Raw genomic sequence first — 16,764 nt, 5'->3', positions numbered from 1 at the left:
CGGTCGCGGCGCGGGTATTTCAATGTCTGGCAAAAATCTTAGTTGATCTGGCCGTGACAGTGTTTGTACTTCTTGCCCGAACCGCAATAGCAAAGCTCGTTGCGGCCCAGCTTCTGCTCGTTACGCACCGGAGCGACAGCGAGGGCCACGTCGAGCTCCTCACCCAATGCTTCCGGTTGCTCCAGACCTGGGGCCTGGGCGTGTTCGAACTGCATGCGTGCAGCCAGTGCCTCGGCTTCCTGACGCAGGCGCGCTTCTTCTTCGATCGGATCTTCGCGGCGAACCTGAACGTGCGACAGCACACGGATCGAGTCGCGCTTGATCGAATCCAGCAGCTCGGAGAACAGCGTGAACGACTCGCGCTTGTATTCCTGCTTCGGGTTCTTCTGTGCATAACCACGCAGGTGGATGCCGTGACGCAGGTGGTCCATGGTCGACAGGTGGTCTTTCCACAGGTCGTCCAGCACGCGCAGCACGATTTGCTTCTCGAAGGTGCGCAGCGCTTCAGCGCTCGCCTGCTCTTCTTTCTCGTTGTACGCCGCCAGCAGCTCTTGCATCAGCTTCTCGCGCAGGGTCTCTTCGTACAGGTGATCATCTTCGTCGAGCCATTGCTGGATCGGCAGACTCACCCCGAAGTCACTCTGCAGGGCTGCTTCCAGACCGGCAACGTCCCACTGTTCAGGCAGCGATTGCGGTGGAATGTGTGCGCTGACCGTTGCGTCGAGCACATCCTGACGGAAGTCGGCGATGGTTTCGCCGATGTTGTCGGCAGCCAGCAACGTGTTACGCATGTGATAGATCACTTTACGCTGTTCGTTGTTGACGTCGTCGAACTCGAGCAGTTGCTTACGAATGTCGAAGTTACGACCTTCAACCTTGCGCTGAGCCTTTTCGATGGCGTTGGTCACCATGCGGTGCTCGATCGCTTCGCCAGGCTGCATGCCCAGGGCCTTCATGAAGTTCTTCACCCGGTCCGAGGCAAAGATGCGCATCAGGCTGTCTTCCAGCGACAGGTAGAAACGGCTGGAACCGGCGTCACCCTGACGACCGGCACGACCGCGCAGCTGGTTATCGATACGGCGCGATTCGTGACGCTCGGAGGCGATCACCTGCAAGCCGCCCGATTCGAGCACTTGCTGGTGACGCTTCTGCCAGTCGGCCTTGATCTGGGCGATCTGCTCGGGGGTCGGATCCTCGAGGGAGGCGACTTCCACTTCCCAGTTACCGCCCAACAGAATGTCGGTACCACGACCGGCCATGTTGGTGGCAATGGTCAGCGCACCCGGACGACCGGCCTGAGCGATGATCTCGGCTTCTTTTTCGTGGAACTTGGCGTTCAGAACCTTGTGTTCGATGCCTTCCTTCACGAGCAGGCTGGACATGTGCTCGGACGTTTCGATGGTCGCGGTGCCCACCAGTACCGGGCGGCCCTGGGCCATGCTTTCCTTGATGTCGGCAACGATGGCGGCGTACTTCTCGTCCGCGGTGAGGAACACCAGGTCGTTGTAGTCTTTACGCGCCAGCGGCTTGTTCGGTGGAATGACCATCACCGCCAGACCGTAGATCTGGTGGAATTCGAACGCTTCGGTGTCCGCCGTACCGGTCATGCCAGACAGCTTGTTGTAGAGACGGAAGTAGTTCTGGAACGTGGTCGAAGCCAGGGTCTGGCTCTCGGCCTGAATATTCAGGTGTTCCTTGGCTTCGATGGCCTGGTGCAGGCCTTCGGACAGACGACGACCCGGCATGGTACGGCCGGTGTGCTCGTCGACCAGTACAACCTGACCGTCCTGGACGATGTATTCGACGTTGCGATGGAACAGTTTGTGCGCACGCAGACCGGCATAAACGTGGGTCAGCAGGCCCAGGTTGTGCGACGAGTACAGGCTCTCGCCTTCAGCCAGCAGGCCGATGCGGGTCAGCACGTCTTCGATGAACTGGTGACCGGCTTCGTTGAGCTCGACCTGACGGGTCTTCTCGTCGACGGTGTAGTGACCGGCCTTGGTGACTTCGCCTTCCACTTCTTCGACATGCAGCTCCAGTTGCGGGATCAGCTTGTTGATCTCGATGTAGAGCTTGGAGCTGTCTTCGGCCTGACCAGAGATGATCAGTGGGGTACGGGCTTCGTCGATCAGGATCGAGTCGACTTCGTCGATCACGGCAAAATTGAGTTCGCGCTGGAATTTTTCTTCCATGCTGAACGCCATGTTGTCGCGCAGGTAGTCAAAACCGAATTCGTTGTTGGTGCCGTAGGTGATGTCGGCGGCGTAGGCAGCACGCTTCTCTTCCGGCGGCTGGAACGGCGTAACCACGCCGACGCTCAGGCCGAGGAATTCGTAGAGCGGACGCATCCAGTTGGCGTCACGACGAGCCAGATAGTCGTTCACGGTGACAACGTGCACGCCCTTGTCGGAAAGCGCGTTGAGGTAAACGGCCAGTGTGGCCACCAGGGTCTTGCCTTCACCGGTACGCATTTCGGCAATCATGCCTTCGTGCAAGGTCATGCCACCGATCAACTGGACGTCGAAGTGGCGCATACCCATCACCCGCTTGCCGGCTTCGCGGGCAACCGCAAAGGCTTCAGGCAGCAGTTTGTCGAGGGTTTCACCTTTGGCGATGCGGGCCTTGAACTCATCAGTCTTGGCGCGCAGCTGATCGTCCGAAAGGGCCACCATTTGCTCTTCGAAGGCATTGACGATCTGTACCGTCTTGAGCATGCGCTTGACTTCACGCTCGTTCTTGCTTCCAAAAAGTTTCTTTAACAAAGGCGCAAACATATCGGCAGGATCTTCCACACAAAGGGATGGAGGGCGGCCCCGTGAGTCGCCCGTGCAGCCCTCATGGCCGCATGCGAACGAGCATTCTACCCGGAAACGATGGTGAGGAAAGTGGCGTTGTTCCACGATGCATGCACAGCGCTGTTACGGGGCTCACTTAAAATAAGGGCTTTTTGCTGAACTTCAAGCCATGCACGGCAGAAGTTACTCATTGATTTAATGAGTAAAGCGGTCACAAAGCAATGGGTCAGGTGCATCAAGTGCTTTCTGCTACCATGGCGGCTCTGTTACTTCAGGTGTCTGATCATGGCATTTCGCCCTCTTACGGCCAGAGCACCCGCCGTTCTGCTTCGCGAAGCCAAACCGTTAAAAGCCATTTTCGGCCACGCACAACGCCTGGGTCATTTACAGCGGTTGCTGGAAAGCCAGTTGCAGCCGGCCGCTCGTGAACATTGCCATGTGGCGTCGTGGCGCGAAGGCAGCTTGTTGCTGATTGTCACCGATGGTCATTGGGCCACCCGCCTGCGGTATCAGCAAAAGCGTCTGCAACGGCAATTACAGATGTTCGACGAGTTCGCCAGCCTGACGCGAATTCTGTTCAAGGTTCAACCGCCAACCGTGCAACAAGGGGCGGCTGGCCATACCATCAGTTTGTCGACCGATGCGGGCGCAACCATCCAGGCCACCGCCGATGGCATCAGCGATCCGAAACTGCGCGCTGCGCTCGAACGCCTGGCGGCGCACGCCAAACCCAAGGCCTGACATAGAACCAATGTGGGCATCCAAAAAATATTCAGCGGCGTTTGCTGCCGCCGAGCAACGACCCCATCAAACCGCGGACCCGTTGTCGCCCCGACTGATTAACCGCCTGTCGCATTGCCGTCTTCAATACCTGCCCCGCCGCCCCCCCCTCATAAACTGCCGGGCTTGTCGGTGCGTCAGGCATTTGGTCGCCCGCGTTTAAGCTTTAGTCCTGCGCAGCCGATAGATATAAGCGAGAGACCAGACTGAAAATCAGGTCCGATAATTCCCTAAGGACAGACGGAAATATCAGCCTATGTGCAACAGCGCCCATTGTGCGCGCGCTTTTCAACGCAACACGCCCCAACAAATATGACCTTAGCGGACACCTCAAGCCATGAACAATAATCTGCGCTTCAGCCACAAAATCCTGCTTGCCGCCGCCCTCATCGTCATTGCCGCATTCGCCACCTTTACGCTGTACAACGACTATTTGCAGCGCAACGCGATTCGTCAGGACCTCGACAACTACCTGAATGAAATGGGTAATGTCACGGCTGCCAATATCGAAACCTGGCTGACCGGGCGCATTCTCCTGGTCGAAAACCTCGCCCAGAACATCGCTATCAACCCCGAACAAGCCAACGTCGCCAGCCTGCTTGAACAGAACGCCCTGACCTCGACCTTCATGGCGTCCTACCTGGGTGACGCCACCGGCAGTTTCACCATCCGCCCGGATGCGAAAATGCCGGACGGTTTCGATCCTCGCGTTCGCCCTTGGTATAAAGGCGCCGAAAACAGCGCAACCGCCACACTGACCGAACCCTATATAGATGCGGCCACTGGCCAAACCATCATCTCCATCGCCACCGCCTCGAAAAAGGCCGGCAAAAGCGTTGGCGTTGTCGGCGGTGACCTGAGCCTGCAAACCCTGATCAACAACCTCAAGGCCCTGGACTTCGGCGGCATGGGGTACGCGTTCCTGGTCAGCGCAGACGGCAAAATCCTGGTCCACCCGGACAAAGCGCTGGTGATGAAATCGCTCAGCGAAGCCTATCCGCAAAACACGCCACGCATCGGCAGCAACTTCACTGAAGTCGAGGTCGACGGCCAGACGCGCATTTTCACCTTCACCCAGATCAAAGGCCTGCCGTCGGTCAACTGGTACATCGGCCTGTCCGTGGACAAGGGCAAGGCTTTCTCGATGCTCAGTTCGTTCCGTACCTCGGCGATCATCGCCACGGTGATCGCCGTCGCAATCATCATCGCCTTGCTCGGCATGCTGATCCGTATCCTGATCCAGCCGCTGCACGTCATGACCCGCGCCATGCAGGACATTGCCGACGGTGAAGGCGATCTGACCCGTCGCCTGACCATCCAGAGCCAGGACGAATTCGGCATCCTGGGCAGCGCGTTCAACCGCTTTGTCGAACGTATCCATGGTTCGATCCGCGAAGTGTCGTCGGCGACCGAGCACGTCAACGAAGTGGCCCTGCGGGTGGTCAGCGCGTCGAACTCGTCAATGCTCAACTCCGACGAACAATCGAGCCGGACCAACAGTGTGGCGGCCGCGATCAACCAACTGGGCGCTGCTGCTCAGGAAATCGCCCGGAACGCGGCGCAAGCCTCTCATCAGGCCAGCGATGCCCGCAGCCTGGCCGAAGACGGCCAGCAAGTGGTCGACCGCAGCATCGCCGCAATGAATCAGCTGTCGAGCATGCTCAGCGCCTCCAGCACCAACATCGAGTCGCTGAACAGCAAGACCGTGAACATCGGGCAGATTCTCGAAGTGATCACCAGCATCTCCCAGCAAACCAACCTGCTGGCGCTCAACGCGGCGATTGAAGCAGCACGGGCCGGTGAGGCCGGACGTGGTTTCGCGGTGGTTGCCGATGAAGTCCGCAACCTGGCGCACCGCACCCAGGAGTCGGCGCAGCAAGTGCAAACCATGATCGAGGAGCTGCAAGTCGGCGCCCGCGAATCGGTCAGCACCATGAGCGACAGCCAACGCCACAGCCAGGAAAGCGTAGAGATCGCCAACCTCGCGGGTGAGCGCCTGAACAGCGTGACGCTGCGTATCGGTGAGATCGACGGCATGAACCAGTCGGTGGCCACCGCCACCGAGGAACAAACCGCCGTGGTGGAGTCGATCAATGTCGACATCACCGAGATCAACACCCTGAATCAGGAAGGCGTGGAAAACCTGCAATCGACGCTGCGGGCCTGTTCCGACCTGGAGCGGCAAGCGTCGCGATTGAAGCAGCTTGTAGGCAGTTTCCGGATTTAACGCCCTTTAGGGCTTTTTCTCGGGTAAGTTCGCGCCTACAGCTGTAGGCGCGGGCTCTTCCTGCAATTGCTCCCAGAGCTCGGCGGCACCAGGAAACTCGGTGCCATCTTCGGCACTCAGGTCATCCGGGTCGTAACGACTCAAGCACCCCTCGCCCAAGGTCGCGGGCGCTTTGGATGTTGCTTTATCCAGTGGATCAGTCATCTCCCCTACCTCACGCTGAAAAAAAGGGCCTGAAGCGATTGAACTCTCAGGCCCTTGTTTTTTCAATCAGTACTCAGCAGTCAGAACACGACGGTTTTGTTGCCATGCACCAGCACGCGGTCTTCCAGGTGATAGCGCAGGCCACGGGCCAGCACCATCTTCTCGACGTCACGGCCGAAACGCACCATGTCTTCGATGCTGTCGCTGTGGCTGACACGCACCACGTCCTGCTCGATGATCGGGCCGGCGTCCAGCTCTTCGGTCACGTAGTGGCAGGTCGCACCGATCAGCTTCACGCCACGCATCGACGCCTGGTGGTACGGCTTGGCACCGACGAACGACGGCAGGAAGCTGTGGTGAATGTTGATGACCTTGTGGGCGTACTCAGTGCACAACGCCGGCGGCAGGATCTGCATGTAACGCGCCAGCACCACCACTTCAGCGTCGTGCTGCTTGACCAGGCGCGAGACTTCGGCAAATGCCGGCTCTTTGTTCTGCGGGTCCACCGGCACGTGGTAATAAGGAATGCCGTGCCACTCGACCATGCTGCGCAGGTCGTCATGGTTGGAAATCACGCAGGAGATTTCACAGTCCAGCTCGTCGCTGTGCCAGCGGTGCAGCAAGTCGGCCAGGCAGTGCGACTCGCGGCTGGCCATCAGCACAACGCGTTTTTTCTGCGCGGTGTCGGTGATACGCCAGTTCATCGAGAACTCTTCGGCGATCGGCGCAAACGCCTCACGAAACGCCTCAAGGCCGAATGGCAGCGAGTCGGCACGAATTTCGTGACGCATGAAAAACCAGCCACTGAGATTGTCCGAGTGATGGCTCGCTTCAGTGATCCAGCCGTTATGTGACGCCAGAAAGTTACTGACTTTAGCAACGATACCGACGCGGTCCGGGCAAGCAATCACTAGCCGAAAAGTGCGCATGGGGGGAAAACTCCAGAACTTCGCAAAGGCCGCTATTCTAGCGATTGCGCAGCAAAACTGCAGTATTCCTGACGCCCTGCCCAGCGTATCAGCGCAACGAGCGGTGCCTCGCCATGCCGAAAGGCTCCCTGAACGCACAACAATGTTCTTTGGCGAAATACGCAAGCGGGCAATTGTGAGTATCTGTGATGAAACCCTGACAAGTTTTAACAGCGAATGCGGCTTTTGCGCTAAACACTCTAATTAATTTAAATAAAAGCCTGCTTAAATGTTTACTTGATGAAACACCCTGACTATTATTGCGCCACTGTTCCCTGCCATCCAGTGCCCAACATAAGGTAGTCCTCATGTCCTTGATCAACGAATACCGCGCCACCGAAGAAGCTATCAAAGAGCTGCAAGCCCGTTTGAAGAACCTGTCCCAAGACGACAAACTGCAAACCGAGCTGGAATTCGAAGGCAAACTGCGTACCCTGATGGGCGAATACTCCAAGTCCCTGCGCGACATCATCGCCCTGCTGGATCCGGAATCCAAAGTTAAAGCGCCACGCGGTGCAGTAAAAACTACCGGCACCAAGCGTGCCCGCAAGGTTAAACAATACAAAAACCCGCACAACGGCGAAGTCATCGAAACCAAAGGTGGCAACCACAAGACACTGAAAGAGTGGAAAGCCAAGTGGGGCGGTGACGTGGTTGAAAGCTGGGCTACCCTGCTGGGCTAAGCCGCAACCCGCTTCGCAGGTTCATTTGCGAACACCAGAAAACGCCAGCAACCGCTGGCGTTTTTTTATGTCTGGCATTCGGTATTTGTACGGCTTATTTCAAAGACCCAAACGTTTGCGTAATGAGTCAGCATACTCACGCCACTCGTTCAGTACCTGCTGCTGAATCGGTGTAGCACTAAGCGACCATTGCGCCGTCGCCTCATTAAAACCCTGCAAGGTATTGGGCGCACCCCATCGGGCGTCTGACAAACGTTGCTGACAGAATAATCTCCAGCGTTCGTGCTCCTCGTCATTCAACGTGTCAGGAAAGTTACGCGCGCGATAACGAAATAATAATTCCGGCAAACGTTCATCATCGAACGGCCACTGCTCTTGCGCTAATTGCATCGGGTCAGCCGTTCTGACTTGTTCACATAAACGCCGGTCCCGGTCGCCAATGAAGCCGTCGTATAACTGTTGCTCAGGATCCTCACTCGGCGTGAAATCCTCACTGGCATAAATCGCCAGAACTTTATCTCGCCACACTTCTTGTGCGTCACTTAGCCGCAGTACGCGCGCCTGATACAGCGCCGTGTCCAGTTGCAGTCGTTGCTGGTCTTCGGCGCGCAATACCGACAACGGCGCCACCACCGGGCAGCGGTTGATGTGAATCAGTTTGAGTGGCACCGGCAACTCGCCTTCGGCCAGATCCTCACGGCGAGTGTATAAACGCTGACGCAAGGTCTCGGCGTCCAGATCAAGTAGCCCCTGCGGGTCGAGATGCAGGTCGCAGACAATCAATGCATTGCGATTACGCGGGTGCCAGGCCAGCGGCAAGACCACACCGACATAGCTGCGGGCGGCCGAGAAACGCCCGGAGATATGCACCATCGGTTGCAACAGACGGACTTGATCCATGACCTTCTGCTTGCTGCGCAACTTGAACAGCCAGTCGTAGAGTTTCGGCTGTTTGTCGCGGATCAACCGCGCCAGGGCGATAGTTGCGCGCACGTCGGACAACGCATCGTGGGCCTGGCCATGATCGATGCCATTGGCGGCGGTCAGGCGTTCGAGTTTCAACGTGACGCGGCCGTCCTCTTCTGGCCAGACGATACCGTCCGGGCGCAACGCGTACGCCGCGCGCACCACATCGATCAGATCCCAGCGACTATTACCGCCCTGCCACTCCCGCGCATACGGGTCGAAGAAATTGCGGTACAGGCTGTAACGGGTCATTTCATCGTCGAAGCGCAAGGTGTTGTAACCCGCACCACAGGTTCCGGGAGCGGCGAGCTGCGCATGAACCCTGGTCATGAAGTCAGCCTCACTCAGGCCTTGTTCCGCCAGGCGGCTCGGGGTAATGCCGGTGATCACACACGCCGCCGGGTGAGGCAGGATGTCGTCACTTGGCTGGCAGTAGAGATTGACCGGCGCGTCGATCTCGTTGAGGTCGAAGTCAGTGCGAATGCCGGCCACTTGCAGCGGGCGGTCGCAGCGCGGTGTGATGCCAGTGGTTTCGTAGTCGTACCAGAAGATGGAGGTCACGGGTTGTTCCTGAACTTGAGACGGGCGAAGTCTAGGCGCTCAAGCGCGGCGCCGACCAGCTATCTTGCTATTCAAGCATTTCTTGTCATACATAGTTATGTCGTAAGCGCGGCGAAGACTGCTAGCATCGAAACCGTATTGAATCCCGACCAGGCCACTTCACCAGGTTGATCATGCGCAAGACGTCAGCACTGCCAAGGAAAGCAACGCTGCCCCCGCCACTGGACACGCGGTATCAGGTTGAAACGCCGGAAGGCATCGACCTGCCACTGCGACCGGCCGGGTTGATGCCGCGTGCACTGGCGTTTGCCATCGACCTGGGGGTGCGCGGGCTGGTGCTGGGCCTGCTGTTTATTGTCCTGGCCTTTCTGGGGAAGCTCGGCATCGGGCTGGGCTCGGTGCTGCTGTTTCTGGTCAGTTGGTGGTACATGGTGCTGTTCGAGGTGCTTAACCAGGGCTGCTCACCCGGCAAACAGCTGATGGGGCTGCGTGTCGTACATGACGATGGCACGCCCGTTGGCTGGTCGGCCTCGCTGATCCGCAACCTGCTGCGGTTCGTCGACATGCTGCCGTTCGGCTACAGCCTCGGCGCCATCAGTTGCCTGCAACATCCGACCTTCAAACGGCTGGGCGATATTGCGGCCGGCACACTGGTGATTTACTGCGAGCAACCGGTCACCCGACCACCGATTCCGCTGGCGTTGCCACTGCCCCCACCCTTTGCGCTGCACCTCAACGAGCAACGCGCGGTGTTGGGTTTCGCCGAACGTCAGGCGGAGCTCTCCAGCGAACGGATCAATGAGCTGGCCGCGATCCTCGCCGAGCCGCTCCACGTTCCACCGTCCCACGCGGCCGCCGAACTCAACGGTATTGCTCGCGGTTTGCTGGGGCCGGCATGAAGCAAAGCCTTTTCGAAAGTCGCCATCAACCCGAATGGGATCAATTTTCCCAACGGCTCGATCTGCTGGAGCGCGGCAAAGCCAGCGCCCATGACTGCACTTCATTCCCCAAGGATTACCGACGGTTGTGCCAGCACCTGACGCTGGCCCAGGAACGCGCCTACAGCAGCTATCTGATCGACCCCTTGCAACAGCTGGTACTGCGCGGGCACCAACAACTTTACCGGTATCGCAGCCGGGTCGGCGCGGATCTGCTGGCCTTTGTCCTTGCCGGTTTTCCTCGATTGGTCCGTGAGCAATGGCCCTTCGTGCTGGTCTCAAGCCTGCTGTTTTTTGGCTCGCTGATCGGCATCGGCCTGCTGGTGTACCTGTTCCCCGAGCTGATCTACAACCTGGTCCCGGTCGAACAGATTTCCGAGATGCAAGGCATGTACGACCCGCTGGCCGGTCACCTGGGGCGCGCGGCGGAACGTGCCGCCAGTGATGACTGGGTGATGTTCGGTTACTACATCATGCACAACATCGGCATCGCCTTTCAGACCTTCGCCAGCGGTTTGCTGTTTGGCCTGGGCAGTGTGTTTTTCCTGTTCTTCAACGGATTGACGATCGGTGCGGTTGCTGGCCACCTGACGCACATCGGCTATGGGGAAAATTTCTGGTCATTCGTCGTCGGCCACGGCGCCTTCGAGCTCAGCGCCATTGCCCTGGCCGGTGCGGCAGGCCTGCATCTGGGCTGGGCACTGATCGCCCCCGGGCGTTTGCCACGCGGTGAAGCGCTGCGCCTGGCGGCTCGCAAAAGCGTGTTGATGATTTGCGGCGCCATGCTGTTTCTACTGATTGCCGCCTTTATCGAAGCCTACTGGTCATCCCGTACCGGGCCTGCGCCGCTGATCAAATACCTGGTGGGCGCGGCCCTTTGGGCCATGGTGGCGATTTACCTGATTTTTGCCGGACGCACTCGTCATGCGCCTGAGTGATGCCAGCGTGGTCATTCGCCCTCGTACCACCTGGGAAGCCATGGACCTCGGCGTTCTGCTGAGTCAGCAACATCGCCGTCTGCTGATGACCAGTTGGGCCATTGTCACGCTGCCGGTTTTCAGCCTGTTGACCCTGTTGCTGTGGGATTCGCCCTCGATGGCCGTGTTGCTGTTCTGGTGGTTGAAACCGGCCTTCGAACGGCTACCGCTGTACATCCTCTCCAGCGCTTTGTTCGGCGAAACCCCGACCTTGAGGCAGGCGCTGCGCCAATGGCCGCGCCTGCTCAAACCCCAACTGCTGGCCAGCCTGACATGGCGCCGTTTTGGCCTGAGCCGCAGCTTCATCATGCCGGTCGTGCAGCTTGAAGGGCTCGGCGGCCTGGAACGCCAACAGCGCCTGGCCGTGCTGCAACAACGCGACGCCGGCGCCGCACGCTGGCTGACGCTGATTGGCGCTCATCTGGAAACCGCCCTGTGGATCGGCCTGATGGTGCTGTTCTATCTCTTGCTGCCGGCGCAAATCGAACTGGACTGGGACTGGCAGACGCTGATCTCCACCCCGGAGCAGGACTGGCTCTGGCTGGACCACCTGAGCAATACGCTCTATGCGCTGATCCTTATCGTCTGGGAGCCGATCTATGTCGCCTGCGGTTTCAGCCTGTACCTGAACCGCCGCACCCGGCTTGAAGCCTGGGATATCGAACTGGTGTTTCGTCGCCTGCGCCAACGCCTGAGCAGCGTCGCGGCCAGCCTGCTGATGATCGGGCTGCTGTGGTTGCCCGCAGCACCGCCACTCTGGGCCGCCGAACCCGCCGACGCACCTAACAGCCCGCGCCTGCTCCAGCAACCGCTGACCAGCCAGGCCGCCAGCAACAGCATCAAAGCCATACTCGACGCACCACCGTTCAAGAATCCGCAGACGGTCACCCACTATCGCTTCGCTGAAGAAAAGCCCGATCAACCTGCCAGGGCCGAAACACCGGGATGGCTCAAGGCGCTTTTCGCACTGCTGGACAGCAGGCGCTTCGCCGGCCTGGCGCAGCTCATCGAGGTGCTGTTGTGGGCGTGTGTCACCGGCACCATCGCTCTGCTGATCTGGCGCTACCGCGATTGGCTGCAAACCTTTGTCAGTCGCCAACCAAAACCGCGCAACACGCCTGCACGCCCGGCACTGCCGCAACTGTTTGGCCTTGACCTCAGTCGCGAAACCCTGCCAGACGATATCGCCGCCAGTGCTGAAAACCTCTGGCTGACTCAGCCCCGCGAGGCCCTTGGGTTGCTCTATCGAGCACTGCTCAGCCGCCTGCTGCACGACTTCAATCTGCCACTCAACGCCGCCGACACCGAGGGGCAGGTGCTTGCGCATGTCCAACAGTTGCAACAACCGGCCCTGCAAGCCTTCAGCAACACACTGACCGTGCACTGGCAGAACATGGCCTACGGACATCGCCTGCCACCGGCGCATCTGCAACAGGAACTGTGTGACGGCTGGCGAGCGTTGTTCGGCCCGGGAGCAATCCGTTGAACCGGCAGCGGCTGATCCTCGGTGTGTTGTTCGCCGGGTTGCTCGGTGTGCTGGGTGTTTATCTGTACCAGCAGGCCACGCCCTATCAGGAAGTCATCGACCACGGCCCCTCCCCGCAAGCCCGGGCAAACCCCTATCTGGCGGCCGAACACTTTTTGCGCAAACAAGGACTGAGCGTTTCTCACGCCAACAGTCTGGACATCCTGCCGTTGCTGGAACCGCGTCAGCACAGCCTGTTACTGCTCGGTGATCGCGCCAACATGACCCCGCGCCAGGTCGAGCAAGTACTGAACTGGACCCGCGCCGGTGGACGTTTACTGTTTGTCGCCGAAGCCTTGTGGGATGAAAAAACCGGCAAAAGTGGCGACCTGTTGCTCGACCGGGTGCAAGTGCATCAATCCATGAGTAAAGACCTCGGCAATCCACCACCCGATGCCGAAGCTGATCCTTACCCGAACCTGACCAAACTCTATCTCGAAGACGAAGATGCCCCGGCCTACGCCAGCTTCGACCCGCAGTTTCATCTCGAAGACCCGAAAAACCTCGCCCAGTCCTGGGCCAACAGCGCCCTGGCCACCCACATGATGCAACTCGGCTACGGCCAGGGTTCCATCACGGTGGTCACCGACGCCGAACTGTGGAAAACCCCGAATATCGGTCAATACGACAACGCCTGGTTGCTCTGGTACCTGTATTCGGACACGGGCGTGACCCTGCTTTTCAATATCGATCATGACAACCTGCTGACCTTGCTACTGCGTTATTTTCCTCAGGCACTGGTCGCGCTCGCCGCATTGTTGGGGCTGTGGATCTGGCATGTCGGGCTGCGCCAAGGGCCATTGCAGGCACCTGTCCCCAAAGCCCGCCGGCAACTTCAAGAACATTTGCGCGCCAGCGCCGACTTCATGTTGCGGCGCAGCGGTCAGCACACCTTGCTACTTGGCCTGCAACATGACGTGCTGCGCCGCGCCCGACACCGTCACCCAGGCTTCGAACACCTCGGCGTCGCCGAACAATGGCAGGTACTCGCACACCTGACCGGTCAACCGACTCGCGCCATCAGCCAGGCACTCAGCCCGCGGCCCAAACAGCGGCTGTCCAGCGCTGAGTTCAGCCGTCAGGTCGCCCACCTGCAAACCCTCAGGAATGCCTTATGATCCGGTACTAGGAAAGCGTTAGATCGCTGTGATATTAGAAACAGACACTTAGAAGTTCAGACGCTTTAAGGTAGATCTATCGGCCTAATTGGTCAGAGCTGACAAAGTGATTGAGTTTCTGATTAGCACAGAGGACGGCAGATGGAGCTAGTGTGGGCTACTGAGGACTTGGTAATCGTTGGGCAACCCTATCCTGGGTTCCCCATTTTGCTTTGGAACTCGATGGAGAGTTGCGTCCCGGCCAATCAATTCTTTCGTCACTACCTGCTTCGCGGGGCTATCGGCTCTAAGCGATCCTGGCCCAGTACTGGACGCGCTCTTTACGATTTCTTCAGCTTCCTCCAAGCCCATGAGTTGGACTGGCGCGACGTTGATCGTGGCGAGGCAAAGAGCCTTGTGGCGGGCTATAGGGACTATTGCCTGATGGTGTGCGAATTGGCACCAAATACCACGCGCCAGCGCCTGACTTATATCTGTAAATTCTACGAGTACGCGCTGAAGGAGGGTTGGGTGAAACGCCTGCCCTTCGCCTTTGAAGAACGCACTGTGAGGCGTAACACAGGCTTCCTTGCGCATGTCGATGCCAGTGGCGGCAAGGCCATGGCAAACGATGTTATGCCGCGTAGCCACAAGACCCTGCCCAAGTTTCTGAGCATGGCCGAGATCAAGTCGCTACTGGCCGCAGCGGAAAACCCCCATCACCGGATGATGATGCGCCTGGCGCTACATACGGGTCTGCGCCGCAAGGAAATCGCCGCCTTCCCGCTGGTCTATGTTTTCGACCCGGACAAGGCTGGACGTACCGAACGCAACTTCCGCATTCGGCTCGATCCGTTCGACGGCAGCGGCATGGTGACCAAGGGCAGCAAGCAGCGAGATATATACGTCAGCCGCAAATTCATGGCCGAACTCTATCGCTATGTGACGAAGGTCCGCGGCGAGCGTGCCTCGCAAAGCAAGACTCCACAAAAGGCGCTGCTCCTCAACCAGTCCGGGGAACCCTATGGCGACGACGGCAAGAGCCTCAATCGGATCATCAGTGAGACCGGCAAGCGGGGTGGAATCAAGGTCCATACGCACATGCTGCGGCATACCTATGCAACCCATACCCTGGTCAGCCTTCAGCGTAACCCTGCAACCGGGCTGGAGCCACTGGTGTTCCTTCAGCGGCAACTCGGTCACAGCTCGATTCAGACGACCATGGTGTACCTGCACCTGGTCAACGAAATGGCCGACGAGGCGGTGCTGGCCTATGACGATGAGTTGAACGAACTGGCGGGGGCGGCCTGATGGGCAAGCGCAAGGAATTTACTAAGACAGACCTCAGCGTCCCGCAAGTCGACCACAGCCGCGACATGGCAGGTAATGTGGTCATTTTGCCCGAGGCCATCCCTCCGACGAACACCACGGTCAAGTTCGGGCGGAACGCCACCACCAGCCGTAACTTCGACTTTTCCCGGTGGTACGGCGTTGGCATCGACCCCATCACGTACGCCTGCCAGCGACAGATCGAGCGATTCATCGTCGACCAGAAGGGCTCCGTCTCGGCCTGCACCGTGACTAGCTACTGCAAGGACGGGCTGCGCCATTTACTCAACTACTGCGCGCTGCGGGCGACCGCTTTTGCCCGTGACTTGACCCTGAGCGACGTGAATCGCGACTTGGTCGACGGTTATCTCGGCCATCTGGCTGAACTTGGCGTTGCAACTATCACCCAGAAGAACTTTTACTCGAAGACCAAGCCCGTGCTACTCGCTATCGGGCGGCGCAGGTTGATACCTTTGGTCGACTCCGGCGATGCAGCCACCTTCCCACGCAATCCCTTCCCGAACAGCACCCGCAAGGCTAAGGGCGAGACGGCGCTGTCCAAGCGCGAGCGGCAAGCGTTTACGATGGCACTGCGTCAGGCCATCAAGCCGATCTGGGCCGATAATGTGTCTATAACCGGCGAACTGCTATCCCTCGCCCTACTGATCGTGGCGTTGCACACTGGACGTAATACCACGCCACTTCTGGAAATGCGCCGAGACTGCCTGCGCCCGCATCCCAAGGACAACACTGTGTTCCTGGTGCTGTGGAAGCGGCGCGGTTACAACAGTAACAAGGTGGTGCTACGCGCCGAGTCGAACGCCGAACGCGTTCTGGAATCCACGCCGAGTGTGAGAACCAACGTGGAGTGCCTGATCCGCCGCGTGATGGCCCTTACGGAGGCCCTGGATGCAGAGGTCCCGGACGACCTCAAGGGTCGCGTGTGGCTATATCGCAGTCGCAGCAACAAGAGTATCGGTCAAATCACGGCGTTGAGCGGAGAAATGTTGGGTCGAGCGACAAGCCGCCTTATAGCTGAGTATAAGCTGATCGACTGCAACGGAAAGCCACTGCGCATCAACATCTCGCGTTTACGCAAGACTTTCGCCAATCGCATCTTTGAACTGACTGACGGTGATCTTGCCACCACCGCCGCAGCTCTCGGCAATACGCCGCAGGTGGCCGGCCAAAATTACCTGGCACCCAATGAGAATGCCCGTCGAAACTGGCAGTTTATGGGTGAGGTACTGGTGCAAGAGTTGCTGACTGAGACCATCGGTGCAACCTATAGGGATACCCCCATGGGCCGATGCACCGACCCGGTCAACGGCCAGTACGCGCCGAAGCGCGAGGATACGACTTGCATGAACTTCATGAACTGCCTGCGCTGCAAGCATTACGCGGTGACCGCCGAGGATCTGTACAAGCTTTTTAGCTTCTACTTCCGCGTGCTCGCCGAGCGCTCGCGCATGGACAAGCGACGCTGGGCACGGGAGTACTCCCATATCCCCCGCTTGATCGATCACTACATCATCTCCGAGGGGCTACGGCGCGGAATCTTCAAGGCCGCAGCGGTTGAGGCCGCTCGGGAACAAGCCCGCACCCTGCCGCACCCGTTCTGGTCGGTTGATCTGATCGATAATTTAGAGGTCTTCGCGTGAGCGACAAAAGCCCGGTAGCACTAACTTGGGGATCCGTTGCCGATCAACCGAAC

The 16,764-nt window shown here is 58.8% G+C and carries 13 protein-coding genes and 1 pseudogene; 9 read left to right on the top strand and 5 right to left on the bottom strand.

Translation table 11 applies throughout. From position 1 onward, the window contains the following. Window positions 1-38 precede the first annotated feature (38 nt). A complete protein-coding gene (gene secA / locus NTD87_RS17890; RefSeq protein ID WP_262115379.1) occupies window positions 39-2,774 on the bottom strand; it encodes a preprotein translocase subunit SecA in 2,736 nt (911 codons plus the stop codon). 306 nt (window positions 2,775-3,080) lie between these two features. Between secA and NTD87_RS17885 the strand changes: the two genes are divergently transcribed. Then, a complete protein-coding gene (locus NTD87_RS17885) occupies window positions 3,081-3,536 on the top strand; it encodes a DUF721 domain-containing protein (RefSeq protein WP_262115378.1) in 456 nt (151 codons plus the stop codon). A 31-nt stretch (window positions 3,537-3,567) separates the two neighbouring features. On the opposite strand, the pseudogene NTD87_RS28095 reads toward NTD87_RS17885, so the two are convergent. Beyond that, window positions 3,568-3,684, bottom strand: a pseudogene (locus tag NTD87_RS28095) (hypothetical protein); the annotation flags it as partial. Between the two features lie 228 nt (window positions 3,685-3,912). On the opposite strand from NTD87_RS28095, the gene NTD87_RS17875 reads away from it, so the two are divergent. Next, on the top strand, window positions 3,913-5,802 hold the full coding sequence (locus tag NTD87_RS17875; RefSeq protein WP_262115377.1) for a methyl-accepting chemotaxis protein: 1,890 nt from the start codon (window positions 3,913-3,915) through the stop codon (window positions 5,800-5,802). Between the two features lie 6 nt (window positions 5,803-5,808). On the opposite strand, the gene NTD87_RS17870 is transcribed toward NTD87_RS17875, so the two are convergent. Together NTD87_RS17870 and purU are read right to left on the bottom strand one after the other, a co-directional pair. Then, window positions 5,809-6,006 (bottom strand): hypothetical protein, encoded by a 198-nt coding sequence (locus NTD87_RS17870; protein WP_262115376.1) that lies wholly within the window; start codon window positions 6,004-6,006, stop codon window positions 5,809-5,811. A gap of 80 nt (window positions 6,007-6,086) precedes the next feature. Then, entirely contained in the window at window positions 6,087-6,935 is an 849-nt protein-coding gene (gene purU / locus NTD87_RS17865; protein WP_262115375.1) for a formyltetrahydrofolate deformylase, read from the bottom strand. Between the two features lie 347 nt (window positions 6,936-7,282). Here purU and mvaT point away from each other — a divergent pair, with 347 nt between their 5' ends. Then, window positions 7,283-7,657 (top strand): histone-like nucleoid-structuring protein MvaT, encoded by a 375-nt coding sequence (gene mvaT / locus NTD87_RS17860; protein WP_083356977.1) that lies wholly within the window; start codon window positions 7,283-7,285, stop codon window positions 7,655-7,657. 99 nt (window positions 7,658-7,756) lie between these two features. Here mvaT and sbcB read toward each other — a convergent pair whose 3' ends face one another. Then, window positions 7,757-9,184 (bottom strand): exodeoxyribonuclease I, encoded by a 1,428-nt coding sequence (gene sbcB / locus NTD87_RS17855; RefSeq protein ID WP_262115372.1) that lies wholly within the window; start codon window positions 9,182-9,184, stop codon window positions 7,757-7,759. A gap of 173 nt (window positions 9,185-9,357) precedes the next feature. On the opposite strand from sbcB, the gene NTD87_RS17850 reads away from it, so the two are divergent. From NTD87_RS17850 to NTD87_RS17825, 6 genes are all read left to right on the top strand, one after another. Then, a complete protein-coding gene (locus tag NTD87_RS17850) occupies window positions 9,358-10,083 on the top strand; it encodes an RDD family protein (RefSeq protein ID WP_262115370.1) in 726 nt (241 codons plus the stop codon). After that, complete coding sequence (locus NTD87_RS17845; protein ID WP_262115368.1) at window positions 10,080-11,060, top strand: stage II sporulation protein M; 981 nt, start codon at window positions 10,080-10,082, stop codon at window positions 11,058-11,060. Before NTD87_RS17850 ends, NTD87_RS17845 begins: the two co-directional genes overlap by 4 nt. Next, the gene (locus tag NTD87_RS17840) at window positions 11,047-12,585 is read left to right on the top strand and encodes a DUF4129 domain-containing protein (RefSeq protein WP_262115367.1); all 1,539 of its coding nucleotides are present in this window, start codon (window positions 11,047-11,049) and stop codon (window positions 12,583-12,585) included. The genes NTD87_RS17845 and NTD87_RS17840 overlap by 14 nt, the downstream gene beginning before the upstream one ends. After that, window positions 12,582-13,742, top strand: a complete 1,161-nt coding sequence (locus tag NTD87_RS17835) for a DUF4350 domain-containing protein (protein ID WP_262115366.1) — start codon at window positions 12,582-12,584, stop codon at window positions 13,740-13,742. Before NTD87_RS17840 ends, NTD87_RS17835 begins: the two co-directional genes overlap by 4 nt. A 141-nt stretch (window positions 13,743-13,883) precedes the next feature. Beyond that, the gene (locus NTD87_RS17830) at window positions 13,884-15,032 is read left to right on the top strand and encodes a tyrosine-type recombinase/integrase (protein ID WP_315975328.1); all 1,149 of its coding nucleotides are present in this window, start codon (window positions 13,884-13,886) and stop codon (window positions 15,030-15,032) included. Further along, window positions 15,032-16,711 (top strand): hypothetical protein, encoded by a 1,680-nt coding sequence (locus NTD87_RS17825; RefSeq protein WP_262115363.1) that lies wholly within the window; start codon window positions 15,032-15,034, stop codon window positions 16,709-16,711. The genes NTD87_RS17830 and NTD87_RS17825 overlap by 1 nt, the downstream gene beginning before the upstream one ends. The last annotated feature ends 53 nt before the right edge of the window (window positions 16,712-16,764 follow it).

The sequence above is a fragment of the Pseudomonas sp. 6D_7.1_Bac1 genome (assembly GCF_025465945.1).
Classification (GTDB): domain Bacteria; phylum Pseudomonadota; class Gammaproteobacteria; order Pseudomonadales; family Pseudomonadaceae; genus Aquipseudomonas.
The sequence above is the reverse complement of the archived record's forward strand: the minus strand, read 5'-3'. Positions and strand labels throughout refer to the sequence as shown.

Coding starts and splice junctions, on each gene's coding strand:
- mvaT (WP_083356977.1), top strand. CDS start 7,283: ATGTCCTTGATCAACGAATACCGCGCCACCGAAGAAGCTATCAAAGAG.
- NTD87_RS17845 (WP_262115368.1), top strand. CDS start 10,080: ATGAAGCAAAGCCTTTTCGAAAGTCGCCATCAACCCGAATGGGATCAA.
- NTD87_RS17850 (WP_262115370.1), top strand. CDS start 9,358: ATGCGCAAGACGTCAGCACTGCCAAGGAAAGCAACGCTGCCCCCGCCA.
- secA (WP_262115379.1), bottom strand. CDS start 2,774: ATGTTTGCGCCTTTGTTAAAGAAACTTTTTGGAAGCAAGAACGAGCGT.
- NTD87_RS17830 (WP_315975328.1), top strand. CDS start 13,884: ATGGAGCTAGTGTGGGCTACTGAGGACTTGGTAATCGTTGGGCAACCC.
- NTD87_RS17870 (WP_262115376.1), bottom strand. CDS start 6,006: ATGACTGATCCACTGGATAAAGCAACATCCAAAGCGCCCGCGACCTTG.
- NTD87_RS17875 (WP_262115377.1), top strand. CDS start 3,913: ATGAACAATAATCTGCGCTTCAGCCACAAAATCCTGCTTGCCGCCGCC.
- NTD87_RS17885 (WP_262115378.1), top strand. CDS start 3,081: ATGGCATTTCGCCCTCTTACGGCCAGAGCACCCGCCGTTCTGCTTCGC.
- NTD87_RS17825 (WP_262115363.1), top strand. CDS start 15,032: ATGGGCAAGCGCAAGGAATTTACTAAGACAGACCTCAGCGTCCCGCAA.
- purU (WP_262115375.1), bottom strand. CDS start 6,935: ATGCGCACTTTTCGGCTAGTGATTGCTTGCCCGGACCGCGTCGGTATC.
- NTD87_RS17840 (WP_262115367.1), top strand. CDS start 11,047: ATGCGCCTGAGTGATGCCAGCGTGGTCATTCGCCCTCGTACCACCTGG.